This is a genomic window from Gaiella sp., assembly GCF_035558935.1.
GTDB lineage: Bacteria > Actinomycetota > Thermoleophilia > Gaiellales > Gaiellaceae > Gaiella.
Genome location: NZ_DATMBZ010000069.1, coordinates 1 through 10,754 on the forward strand (window position 1 = coordinate 1; position 10,754 = coordinate 10,754).

10 protein-coding genes are annotated in these 10,754 nt (G+C 71.5%); 7 read left to right on the top strand and 3 right to left on the bottom strand.

Going from position 1 to position 10,754, the window contains the following annotated elements; genetic code table 11:
* Positions 1–76 precede the first annotated feature (76 nt).
* The 5 genes from mtnA (at position 77) to VNM44_RS07430 (ending at position 3,902) form a co-directional block, all read left to right on the top strand.
* Complete coding sequence (gene mtnA / locus VNM44_RS07410; RefSeq protein WP_325624387.1) at positions 77–1,039, top strand: S-methyl-5-thioribose-1-phosphate isomerase; 963 nt, start codon at positions 77–79, stop codon at positions 1,037–1,039.
* Positions 1,036–2,145 carry a UTP--glucose-1-phosphate uridylyltransferase gene (locus VNM44_RS07415; RefSeq protein ID WP_325624392.1) on the top strand — a complete coding sequence of 370 codons (1,110 nt, stop codon included), beginning with the start codon at positions 1,036–1,038 and terminating at the stop codon, positions 2,143–2,145. Before mtnA ends, VNM44_RS07415 begins: the two co-directional genes overlap by 4 nt.
* 69 nt (positions 2,146–2,214) lie before the next feature.
* On the top strand, positions 2,215–2,877 hold the full coding sequence (locus VNM44_RS07420) for a ComF family protein (RefSeq protein ID WP_325624394.1): 663 nt from the start codon (positions 2,215–2,217) through the stop codon (positions 2,875–2,877).
* Positions 2,878–3,022: 145 nt separating this feature from the next.
* On the top strand, positions 3,023–3,406 hold the full coding sequence (gene hpf, locus VNM44_RS07425) for a ribosome hibernation-promoting factor, HPF/YfiA family (RefSeq protein WP_325624397.1): 384 nt from the start codon (positions 3,023–3,025) through the stop codon (positions 3,404–3,406).
* A 7-nt stretch (positions 3,407–3,413) separates the two neighbouring features.
* The gene (locus tag VNM44_RS07430; protein ID WP_325624400.1) at positions 3,414–3,902 is read left to right on the top strand and encodes a hypothetical protein; all 489 of its coding nucleotides are present in this window, start codon (positions 3,414–3,416) and stop codon (positions 3,900–3,902) included.
* Positions 3,903–3,904: 2 nt separating this feature from the next.
* Here the strand turns inward: VNM44_RS07430 and VNM44_RS07435 are convergent, their stop codons facing one another.
* Entirely contained in the window at positions 3,905–4,873 is a 969-nt protein-coding gene (locus VNM44_RS07435; RefSeq protein WP_325624403.1) for a hypothetical protein, read from the bottom strand.
* Positions 4,874–4,971: 98 nt separating this feature from the next.
* Here VNM44_RS07435 and secA point away from each other — a divergent pair, with 98 nt between their 5' ends.
* Both secA and prfB read left to right on the top strand, forming a co-directional pair.
* Complete coding sequence (gene secA / locus VNM44_RS07440; RefSeq protein ID WP_325624407.1) at positions 4,972–7,635, top strand: preprotein translocase subunit SecA; 2,664 nt, start codon at positions 4,972–4,974, stop codon at positions 7,633–7,635.
* A 158-nt stretch (positions 7,636–7,793) separates the two neighbouring features.
* Positions 7,794–8,898 (top strand): peptide chain release factor 2 gene (gene prfB, locus VNM44_RS07445; RefSeq protein WP_340368627.1). Its coding sequence is split into 2 segments (ribosomal slippage): positions 7,794–7,874 and positions 7,876–8,898, totalling 1,104 coding nucleotides; the frame shifts between segments, so codons are not numbered across the junction.
* 172 nt (positions 8,899–9,070) lie between these two features.
* Here prfB and VNM44_RS07450 read toward each other — a convergent pair.
* Positions 9,071–10,060, bottom strand: coding sequence for a hypothetical protein (locus tag VNM44_RS07450; RefSeq protein ID WP_325624414.1), 990 nt, complete (start codon positions 10,058–10,060; stop codon positions 9,071–9,073).
* Complete coding sequence (locus VNM44_RS07455) at positions 10,057–10,566, bottom strand: hypothetical protein (protein ID WP_325624417.1); 510 nt, start codon at positions 10,564–10,566, stop codon at positions 10,057–10,059. Before VNM44_RS07455 ends, VNM44_RS07450 begins: the two co-directional genes overlap by 4 nt.
* Positions 10,567–10,754: the final 188 nt, after the last annotated feature.

Sequence of the window (10,754 nt, forward strand, 5' to 3'; positions counted from 1 at the left end):
CCTCGTGGGACGAGGGGACGTAGGCGCATGCGGTTCTAGGTGCCTCGCGGAGCGAGGCACCTAGAGTACGCCGGCCGTGGCCGAGCTCACACCCCACGAGATCGTCCGTCTCGAGGGCGACGCCGTCGTCGTGCTCGACCAGCGGCACCTGCCTGACGAGGAGATCGAGCTCCGCTGTGGCACCGCCACCGAGGTCGCCGAGGCGATCCGCGTGCTCGCGGTGCGTGGCGCCCCCGCGATCGGGGTCGCCGCCGCATACGGCCTGGCGCTCGCCGCCGAGCGAGGAGACGACCTCGACGCGGCGTACGACGTTCTCGCCGGCTCGCGCCCGACCGCCGTGAACCTGCGCTGGGCGCTCGAGGCGATGCGCGACGAGCCGACCCGGGAGCGGGCTGAGCGAATGCACGAGGACGAGGTCGAGCGGTGCCGGGCGATGGGCGCGCACGCCGTCGCGCTCTTCCCGGCCAGGGCTCGCGTGCTGACGCACTGCAATGCGGGCGGGCTCGCGACCGGGGGGTACGGCACCGCGCTCGGTGCGATCCGCGCCGCATGGGACGCGGGGCTCGTCGAGCGCGTCTGGGTCGACGAGACCAGGCCGCTCCTCCAGGGGTCCCGGCTCACCGCGTGGGAGCTCGAGCGGCTCGGGATCCCTCACGCCGTCATCGCCGACGCAGCGGCGGCGTCGTTCATGGCCCGCGGCGAGGTCGATCTCGTGGTCACGGGAGCCGACCGGATCGCGGCGAACGGCGACATCGCGAACAAGATCGGCACCTATGGCCTCGCGGTTGCCTCGGCCCATCACGACATCCCGCTCGTCGTCGTCGCACCGACGTCGACGCTCGACCCGTCGGCGGCCACCGGCGAGGCGATCCCGATCGAGGAGCGCGACGGGGCGGAGATCACCCCACGCTTCGCCGCACGCAATCCAGCCTTCGACGTCACCCCGGCGGCGCTCGTGGCGGCGATCGTCACCGAGCGCGGCGTCCACCGCGCGCCCTATGCGGAGACGCTCCCGCGCGAGGCGGCGGCGGCCCGATGATCCTCGAGGAGCTCGATCCAGCGACGCGCGCGGTGCTCGTGCGCTACGGGTTCGACGCGCAGACGTTCGAGCGGCTTCGGGGGGCCGTGGCGTCGGGTGAGCTCTCGCCGGCCACGAACGTCCCCGGCGGGACGGTCGAGCCGCCCGAGAGCGGCGACCTGACGCCGCTTCCGGAGCCCGGCTCCGTCGAGTGGGCGCAGGCGCGCGCCGCCGGCGTCGACGCGCTCACGGCGGGCAAGGTCGCGCAGGTCGTCCTTGCCGGAGGCATGGCGACCCGGTTCGGCGGCGTCGTCAAGGGCGCCGTGGAGGCGCTGGACGGCCGCAGCTTCCTCTCCTGGAAGCTCGGCGAGACGGCCCGCCTCGGCGGGGCGCTCGGAGTCGAGATCCCCGTCGCTCTCATGACGAGCTTCCAGACGGCGGACGCGACCCGCGCGCACGTCGCGACACTGGGCGTGCCCGAGCCGCTCTGGTTCTCACAGTTCGTCTCGCTTCGGCTCACCGAGGACGGCGAGTTGTTCCTCGACGACGGGATGCCGTCGCTCTACGCCCCGGGCCATGGCGACCTGCTGTCCGCGCTCCGCAGCTCTGGGACGCTCGACGAGCTCCGGCGGCGGGGGGTCGAGCACATCGCCGTCTCGAACGTCGACAACCTCGGCGCGCGCCTCGATCCCGTCGTCGTCGGCGCGCATCTCCGGGCGGGTCGCCCGATGACCGCGGAGGTGGCCCGCAAGGAGGGAGACATGGGCGGCGCGCCGGCGCGCGTCGAGGGGCGGCTGGGGCTGCTCGAAGGGCCGCAGTTCCCGTCCGACTTCGACCAGGACCGCATCGAGGTCTTCAACACGAACACGACCACGCTCGCGCTCGACGCGCTCGACCGTGACTTCGACCTGCCGTGGCTCTACGTCCGCAAGTCGGTCGACGGCCGTGCGGCCGTCCAGCTCGAGCGCCTGTACCACCAGATCAGCTGGGAGCTCGAGACGACGTATCTCGTCGTCCCGCGCTCGGGGCCGCGGGGGCGGTTCTTCCCCGTCAAGGAACCTGCCGATCTCGAGGCGGAGCGACCTGCCCTCCGGGAGATGCTCTCCGCCTCCGTGCTCGAGCCGTAGCTCGAACCGTCACCAAGTCGGCACGAAATGGGCACGCTCCTGTCACGGGCTCGGCCGTACGGTCGGGGCATGGGCCTGCTCGGTGTCGTCCTCCCGTCCCGCTGCGCCGGCTGCGGCGTCCCCGGCGCGGCGCTCTGCGAGAAGTGCCTCACGGGCCTCGTCCGGATCGCCCCACCCGTCTGCGAGCGATGTGGCTGTCCGGGCGCCTGGCCGGTCCGGAGGTGCGTCGAGTGCGCCGGGAGGAGGCTCGCCTTCGCGCGGGCGCGCGGTGCCGTCGTCTACGACGCCCATGCACGGCCGCTCGTCTCGGCCTGGAAGGAGCGCGGCAGGCGCGACCTCGCCGGCGTCTTCGCCTCCGTGGTCGACGAGGTGGTGATGCGCCCGGACGCCGACGTCGTGACGTTCGTCCCGGGGGATCGGGAGCGGGGCCGTGAGCGCGGGCACCTCCCCGCGCGGCAGCTCGGACGCGCGCTCGGGGCCCTCTGGGGGCTGCCCGCGACGCCGTTGCTCGTCCGCGCCGCGGGCTCGCGACGCCAGGCAGGGCTTCCGCGGGCGGAGCGCCGCAAGAACGTCCGCGGCGCCTTCGCAGCCCGCTCCGAGGCTCCGCCGAGGGTTGTCCTCGTGGACGACGTCTACACGACCGGAGCGACCGCGTCGGCGTGCGCGACGGCCCTCCGGCGCGCCGGAGCGAGGCGCGTCGACGTCGTGTGCCTGGCCCGCGCGGTGCGCTAGACGATCGATGCCGCCGGATCGCACGCGCCGGGGCGCGGGCTGCCGGCCCGGGAAGCGGCCCAGACGCGTCAGGTCGCGCAGCCGGACGCGTCAGATCGTGGCGTCGATCATCTACCGTTGGAGGTGAGCAACCAGAGGAGGCGCCATGCGACTGCAGGTCACGGTGCGACGCGGGCACGTCAACGACGGGGTCCGGAGCTACGTGGAGTCGAAGTTCGCCAAGCTCGGCAAGCGCCTCCACGAATCGACCCTCGTCGAGGTCGTGCTCGACCGCGAGCGGAATCCGAGGATCGCCGACGACCACGTCGTCGAGGCCGCGCTGCACCTGAAGGGCTCGCATCTGCGTGGCCGCGAAGCGGCGGCGAGCTTCGAGGCAGCGACCGATCTCCTCGTCGACAAGCTGGAGCGGCTCGTCGAGCGCGAGCGGGACAAGAAGGTGCACGAACCGCGACGCCGCGCACAAGGTGTCGCTCCGCCCGAGCCGGTCCCCGTCGAGGAGATCGAGCAGACGCTCCGGGCCGAGGGTTAGATGATCGATGCCGCGGCCGCCGCACGATCCCGGGCCTCACTGGGGCGAGGTCGGGATCCACGGGCTTCACCGCCACCGTGAGTGGGACCTCGTGGCGACGGTCGACGCGCCGCACCTCGCGGGCGAGGAGGCCTGGTTCGTCGTGCTCGAAGACGACCGCGTCGTGGTCGAGGACGGACTCTCGGACCCCTCCGTGCTCAGGGATGCCGTGGGGCTGGCGCCGCCCTTCCGGGCACGTGCGGTACGCCGCGACGGGGGTCTCTGGGTCGTGGGAGCACGACGCATCGAGACGGCCACGCTCGCCGACGACCCCGGTGGAGACGCCGTCGAGCTGGCCTGGGACGGCGGCGAGCGCACGGTGCGGATCGACGGGGAGCCGACGCTCGCCGGCGTGCCCGAGCTCGAGCAGCTCGGCGCGTCGCGGCACCGCACCTATGTCGTGACAGCGACGCGCCTGACGGGATCGGACTGGGAGGTCGCGGTCGCGCCGCTCTGATCTCAGACGGGCGGGCCGGAGCGCCAGCTGACCGTCCGCCCGCTCGCCCACCCGGAGCCCCAGTCGGTGGAGAAGAGCATCGGCTCCCACCGCTCGAGCGGCATCGTCCGAAGCAGCGTGTCGTCCTCGGTGGCGATCCGCCGGGCGCGCGCCTGCGTCCCCTGCCTGTAGAAGATCGACCCCTGCCGGTAGTCGAGCATGAGCGCTCCGGCCGGCAGCGTGACCTTCGTCCCGCCGGTGAAGGGGCCGACGTTCACCGTGTCTCCCACCTGGACGAGCGGCCCGACGAGCGCGAAGGCGATCGCTCGCACGGCAGAAGAGGGATAGTCGTCCGTGCGGAGCACGCTTCCCGCTTTCGAGAGCAGGACGACCCTCCCGTCAGCGAGCGCCGCCAGGACGCGCGCCGTGCCGACGCCCCTCGCGGACGTGAGCAGCCGGACCGGGCTGTCGACGGTCGTGCGGAAGAGGCGGGCCCCCGAGGCGCTCACGTACGTAATGGTCTCGCCGACGGCGTATGGCACTCCCTCGGTGGTGCCGGCGCCCAGCACGATCGCCGGCGGACCGCCCGTCTCGCTCGAGGCGAACGCCAGGCGCCGGGCCGACCGGCGGGTCGCGGTGGCGGTCCACAGCTGGTAGTCCGTGAAGTTGCCGCCTATATTCGTCACCCAGAAGACCCGTCGACCGGTCGTCGCGACCTGGGCGATCCCGTAGCCGCCGCTCGGGTTCTGCTCGCACGCGACGATCGTGCGCTCGCCGAACGACCAGAGGCCGCGCGTACCGGTGTCCCAGAGCCGGACCTGGCCGCAGGCCGCCTTCGTCCGCCCGACGGCGTACACGACGGAGCGGTGCGTGACCGAGAGCGCGGTCACAGGCGCGGCGTTCGTCACCGTCCTGCCGGGCGTGAGGAGCGCCGCGGCCGTCGCCGGCACGAGGAGGGAGGCCAACGACGCAACGATGACGATTCGGCGCACAGCGGAATCATGTTCCCGGTGCGTGACGGCGCGGTGAGGAGACCGTTCGGAGAATGTGCGCGGCGGTCGGGGCGCCGGGCACACGGTACCCTCTGACCATGCCCAGCCAGAGCTTCGGTCGCTTCGAGAAGGTCCTCCGCATCGGCGAGGGCCGGCGCCTCAAGCGCCTCGCCGAGCAGGCGGCGTACATCACCTCCCTGGAGCCCGACTTCGAGACGCTCTCGGACGCGGACCTCCTCGCGAAGACCGCAGAGTTCAGGCAGAGGATCGAGAACGGCGAGAGCCTCGACGACGTCCTCTACGAGGCGTTCGCCGCCGTCCGCGAGGCGCGGAAGCGGGAATCCGGGCAGCGGCTCTTCGACGTCCAGCTGATGGGCGGCATCGCGCTCCACGAAGGCGACATCGCCGAGATGAAGACCGGTGAGGGAAAGACCTTCGTCGCGAGCGCGCCCCTCTACCTGAACGCGCTCGCCGGCGACAACGTCCACCTCGTCACGGTGAACGACTATCTCGCGAAGCGCGACGCCGAGTGGAACCGGCCGGTGTACGACCGGCTGGGCGTCACCGTCTCCTCGATCGAGAACATGATGCCGTTCGCGGAGCGGCGCGAAGCCTACGCGGCCGACATCACCTACGGGACGAACTCGGAGTTCGGGTTCGACTACCTCCGCGACAACATGGCCGTCGCGCTCGAGGGCACCGTGCAGCGCGGCCATGTGTACGCGATCGTCGACGAGGTCGACTCGATCCTGATCGACGAGGCTCGGACGCCGCTGATCATCTCGGGCGAGCCCGAGACCGCGGCCAAGACGTACTACGACTTCGCGCGCGTCGTCCGCGAGCTCGAGGGCGCGCCGCTCACGCGGAAGGCGATGAAGGGTGAGGACGAGACGGAGCTCTCGGGCGCCGACTTCCTCTACGACGAGAAGTTCAAGACCGTGTCGCCCGCGCAGACCGCCCTCGACAAGGTCGAGCGCGCGCTCGGGATCGACAACCTCTACGACCCGCGCAACGTCCAGCTCGTCAACCACCTGACGCAGGCGCTCAAGGCGCAGTCGCTGTACAGGCGCGACGTCGACTACGTCGTGCAGGACGGCGAGGTGAAGATCGTCGACGAGTTCACCGGCCGCATCATGGAGGGTCGCCGCTGGAGCGAGGGCCTGCACCAGGCGATCGAGGCGAAGGAGGGGGTGCCGATCCGCGAGGAGAACGTCACCCTCGCGACGATCACGCTGCAGAACTACTTCCGGCTCTACGAGAAGCTCGCCGGGATGACCGGAACGGCGAAGACGGAAGAAAAGGAGTTCGTCGAGATCTACAACCTGCACGTCGTCGAGATCCCGACGAACGTCCCCGTCGCACGTGCGGACGAGAACGACTTCATCTTCAAGACGAAGGACGCCAAGTGGGCGGCCGTGGCCGAGGACATCGTCGAGCGCCACGAAATCGGGCAGCCGGTGCTCGTCGGGACGATCGCGGTCGAGACCTCCGAGTACCTCTCGGAGCTCCTCACGCGACGCGGGGTCACGCACAACGTGCTCAACGCGAAGGAGCACGAGCGCGAGGGCGAGATCATCAAGGACGCGGGCCAGCCGGGTGCGGTCACGATCGCGACGAACATGGCGGGCCGCGGCGTCGACATCAAGCTCGGCGAGGGTGTGCGCGAGGTCGGCGGGCTCTACGTGCTCGGCACGGAACGGCACGAGTCGCGCCGGATCGACAACCAGCTGCGCGGCCGCTCGGGTCGTCAGGGCGACCCCGGCGAGACGCGCTTCTACCTCTCGGCGCAGGACGACCTCGTCCGCCTGTTCGCCGGCGACCGCATCCACGGGATCATGGAGCGGTTCAAGATCCCGGACGACCAGCCGATGGAGGCGTCGATCCTCTCGCGCCAGATCGAGAACGCGCAGAAGAAGGTCGAGGAGCAGAACTTCGTCTCGCGTAAGAACGTCCTCAAGTACGACGACGTGATGAACAGCCAGCGCGTCGTCATCTACGACCAGCGGCGCCGCGTGCTCGAGGGTGACGACCTCTCCGACGAGATCGAAGGGTGGATCGAGGAGGTCATCGGCGCGAACGTCTCGCAGTTCACGGACGCAGAGACGACCGACGAGTGGGACCTCGCCGGTCTCGTGACGCAGATGCACGCGCTCTATGGCACCGACATCACGGTCGAGGAGCTCAGCGAGGAGGTCGACGTCACCAGCCGGGACGCGCTCGTCGAGGAATTCGTGGGTGACGCGCTCGACACGTACGCGGAGCGCGAGGAGTCGTTCGGTCCCGAGCTCATGCGCGAGATCGAGCGCTACGTGATCCTGCAGATCGTCGACACCCGCTGGCGCGAGCATCTCGACTCGATGGACTACCTCCGCGAGGGCGTCCACCTCCGGGCGATGGCCCAGAAGGACCCACTCGTCGAGTACCGCGGCGAGGGGCACGCGATGTTCGAGGAGCTCGGCCGGACGATTCGCGAGGAGGTCGTGCTGACGCTCTACCACGTCGAGGTGCAGCGCGAGGAGGCGGAGGAGCAGCTCCAGCCGGCCGCCGCGCCGCAGGCGCTGGCGTACGAGCACGAGCAGCTGCAGGGCGCCGACGCGATCGCCGCCGCGGGTGGCGGTCTTGCGACGGCGCTCGCGCCCCCGCCGGAGACGACGGCCATGGGAACGCCGAAGCCGGTCGTCAACGAGCACCGCGACATCGGCCGCAACGATCCGTGCTGGTGCGGGAGCGGCAAGAAGTTCAAGCGCTGCCACGGCGCGTGATCGTGGGGGAACCCCATGGTTCCCCGACGGGTCCCCTCCTTCAGCGCGGCGCGCGGGTAACCCAGGTCTGGCCTCCCGGCCGGAGGACCCGGCCCCCGTCCTCGCCGGATTGTGCACGGGGAGCCGAACCCGGAGCCCGCTCGGCTACGATCGCGCGCATGGCAGTCACCGACGACAGACCCGTCGCCGACCAGCTCGCGGAGCTCGGGGCCCAGCTCGCCTGGGTCCGTGACTACCTTTGACCCGGACGCGCTGAGCCGCCGCCGGACGGAGCTCGAGGACACGATGGGGGCTCCCGGGTTCTGGGACGACCAGGCCGAGGCGGCGCGCATCTCCACCGAGCACGCGCGGGTCACGCGGAAGCTCGAGCGCTACGAGTCTCTCCAGCGCGAAGTGGACGACGCGACCGAGCTGCTGGAGCTCGACCCCGCGCTCGAGCACGAGGTCGCCGAACAGGTCGTCCCCGTTCGAGACGAGCTTGCCCGCCTCCAGGAGGAGGCGCTCTTCAACGGGGAGTACGACGCCGGCGACGCCGTCGTGACGATCACCGCCGGCACGGGCGGCACCGACGCGCAGGACTGGGCCGAGATGCTGCTTCGCATGTACCTGCGGTGGACCGCCGACCGCGGGTTCCAGACGGAGCTCGTCGAGGCGAGCCCCGGCGAGGAGGCGGGCCTGAAGTCCGCGACGTTCTTCGTCCGCGGGGAGAACGCGTACGGGCTGTTCAGGGCCGAGCGCGGCGTGCACCGACTCGTCCGGCTGTCGCCGTTCGACTCGGCGCACCGGCGCCACACCGCGTTCGCCCAGGTCGTCGTCGCGCCGCTGCTCCCCGACAGCGAGGACGTCGAGATCGACGAGGGCGACCTCCGGATCGACACCTACCGCGCCAGCGGCGCGGGTGGGCAGCACGTCAACAAGACCGACTCGGCCGTGCGCATCACCCACCTTCCGACCGGGATCGTCGTGCAGTGCCAGAACGAGCGCTCGCAGACCTCGAACAAGGCGACGGCGATGCGGATGCTTCGGTCTCGTCTCGCCGAGCTCGCGGAGGAGGAGCGCGAGGCCGAGCTCGCCAGGGAGCGCGGGGCAAAGGTCGACGTCGGGTTCGGGAGCCAGATCCGCTCCTACGTCCTCCACCCGTACCAGATGGTCAAGGACCACCGCACCGACTTCGAGGTGGGCAACGCCCAGGGCGTCCTCGACGGCGCCCTCGACGGCTTCGTGCAGGCCTACCTCCTCGCCCGCGCAGCCGGCAAGGCCTAGAGGCTCGATGCGGGTTGTAGACACGCACGGACGGGGGCCTGCGCGCGGCGCATCGCCGTCGTCTCGGTCGGCATCCAGGCGTCCAGCCTGCACGCCGCCCGAGCCGACGCCGCTGCTTGGCGCATGCCCTCCCGGCACGCACCTCCAACCCGCAACAAGCCTCTAGTCGGGCCTACCGAGTCGCCCCCTGTCGTCGCTCGCACTGCCGCAGGCGCACGAGCGCGTGCCGGGCGCCGTCGACGATCCAGAGCTCGCGACCGCCGGCGATCGGTCCGGCGTCCGTACCCCGCGGCAGGCGGGCCCTGAGGACGACGGCGCCGGTCGAGGGATCGAGCGCCACGACCTCGCTCCGGTCCCCGACCCAGATGCGTCCCCCCGCCGCGAGCGAGGGCCCGTACCCGTCACCGCGCGTACCGAGGGCGACGCGCGCGATGGTGTCGTTGCGGACACGCAGGAGGGTGCCACCGGCGATCCCGACCCAGGCCTCTTGCCCCGCCGCGGCCAAGGTGCGCGCGCCCGGGAGGGCCAGGCGATGGCGAAACGTCATCGTCCCGGGATCGAAAACGCTCACCTCGTTGCCTGCAGCGGTGACGACCCAGACTCCACTGCGGCCGACGGCAAGCGCGCCGGGCCACAGCTCCCCCCGTGCGAAGCGCGCAAGCTTGACGACCTGCCCTGTTCGCGGATCGATGCCGGAGACGGTCGATGCGAGTTGGCTCGCCACCCAGACGAGACCGTGACCAACCTCCACTGCGCTCGGCAGCGGGTCGACGGCGATGCTCTGCACGACGCGGTTCGTGCGCGGGTCGATGCGCAGCAGGCGTTCGCCGAAGAGGTCGAGCGCCCAGACGGCGCCGAGCCCGCGCGCGAGCCGGGTGACCGAGCCGCCCGGCCGGATCCTCGCGACGATGTCGTTCGTCGAGGGATCGACGCGGACGATCCCACCCAGCCCCGTCGCGACCCAGACGGCGCTGTGGGAAGCCTCGACGTCCGTGGGGACACCGGCCACCTGGATCGACACCGTGCACGTGGTCGGCCACGACCTCGCGACCCCGTGCTCGGCCGTTTCGGTCACCGCCAGCGCGGTCATGCCCCGGCCGGCGATCACCGTTGCGGTCGCCGCGAGCGCGACGAGTGCGGCGAAGCGCAGCATCTTGCTCACCGGTCGTCGTGCCGGAGTCTCAGCTTGCCCGTGAGGGTCGACTCGCGTGCCTCGAGGTAGACGGCGTCGCGTCCGCTCCCGTGGGCGCCGGCGAACATGCCGGTGCTCGAGGTGCCGTCGACTGTCCAGGTGCCCCGTCCGACGAGGCCGATCTCCGTCTCGCAGACCTCGGCAACCTCGCGGAGGACGAGGACACCGCGCTCCACGACGATCCGGCGGATCCCCGCGTTCGTCCAGCTTCCAGGGCCACACGGCTGCACCGAGCGGTCCTGGCTCATCGCGAGCACCATGGTCGCCGGGCCATACCCGTCGACTGTCCCCGCCGCCGTATTGATCAGCTGGAAGACGCCGAGATCGGCGGCTCGGTTCGTGATCGAGGCGTTGGTCTCGGTGAACCGCGCCTGGAAGTCCCTCGCCGTCGTCCGTGCTCCCGCCGCGGTGTGGAGCGCCACGAAGCCCGTGGCCGCTGCAACGGCGGCGACGAGGATCGCGAAGCGTTTCGACATGCGCATCATTGCTGGCCTCCTCCCTGGACCGTCCGCCGCCGACCGCCCTGCGCCGGGGAGACGGGCCTGAACGCACGACCGAGGAGCGCCAGCCGGGCAAGAAGGACATCTGCGCGGCGCCTGCGGCCCCGGCCCGCGTCCCGGGCGGAGGGCACGTGAGCCGGCTCGGGCCGGAGCGCGTCGAGCGC

Excerpts from the sequence above, each read along its gene's own strand:
- VNM44_RS07415 (WP_325624392.1), top strand. The coding sequence starts at position 1,036 with ATGATCCTCGAGGAGCTCGATCCAGCGACGCGCGCGGTGCTCGTGCGC.
- VNM44_RS07420 (WP_325624394.1), top strand. The coding sequence starts at position 2,215 with ATGGGCCTGCTCGGTGTCGTCCTCCCGTCCCGCTGCGCCGGCTGCGGC.
- hpf (WP_325624397.1), top strand. The coding sequence starts at position 3,023 with ATGCGACTGCAGGTCACGGTGCGACGCGGGCACGTCAACGACGGGGTC.
- VNM44_RS07430 (WP_325624400.1), top strand. The coding sequence starts at position 3,414 with ATGCCGCGGCCGCCGCACGATCCCGGGCCTCACTGGGGCGAGGTCGGG.
- secA (WP_325624407.1), top strand. The coding sequence starts at position 4,972 with ATGCCCAGCCAGAGCTTCGGTCGCTTCGAGAAGGTCCTCCGCATCGGC.
- VNM44_RS07455 (WP_325624417.1), bottom strand. The coding sequence starts at position 10,566 with ATGTCGAAACGCTTCGCGATCCTCGTCGCCGCCGTTGCAGCGGCCACG.